The organism is Bowdeniella nasicola (assembly GCF_001907295.1).
GTDB classification, from domain to species: domain Bacteria; phylum Actinomycetota; class Actinomycetes; order Actinomycetales; family Actinomycetaceae; genus Bowdeniella; species Bowdeniella nasicola.
Genome location: NZ_MQVR01000202.1, coordinates 1 through 528 on the forward strand (window position 1 = coordinate 1; position 528 = coordinate 528).

At 56.6% G+C, this 528-nt stretch carries 1 protein-coding gene; it reads left to right on the forward strand.

Annotated features, from left to right (window positions below; all coding sequences use genetic code 11):
- Window positions 1–353: hypothetical protein (locus BSZ39_RS13080; RefSeq protein WP_222842984.1), on the forward strand; the 353-nt coding region annotated here is incomplete at its 5' end.
- Window positions 354–528: the final 175 nt, after the last annotated feature.

Here is a 528-nt window from a genome sequence, read left to right on the forward strand (position 1 = left end):
GAAACCTTCATCTTCGGAGGGCCTCGACCCCTTCAACCAGCCGCCACGCCGCAAACCCGAACAACGCTACCTACACCCTGGATTGTGAAGAGCCGCTTACGAGCCAGGTGCTCGACGAGTTTGCGATGGCGTTGGTCAATGTCTGTGCACTGCTAGACCCAGAGGTCATCGTTCTAGCCGGGCGTTTTTCTGCCCTTGCGGATTTCTTGATTCCTGAGCTTTCTAGACGTCTCGAAGGCAGAGTTTTGCACGTCCCGCACTTGATCGGCGAATCCACCCCCATCCCGGGTGCGTTGCTTGGAGCCTCTCTTGTAGCCGAAGCTGAATTCGGGCCACTCGAACAACTCCTCTAGGTACTACTGCTCCTCATTGCGTCTCGATTCGATAACAGTCGGTCTCCACCTCTGTACCTAGCGATCGAGATGACATATCAGGCTCTTCCGGTTCTAGAGTGCGTTGACCCGGGCTGATAGCTGCCCGGAGTGGAGCAAGCAGCGCAGCACGTAGTGGCCGAAGTTCCTAAACCCC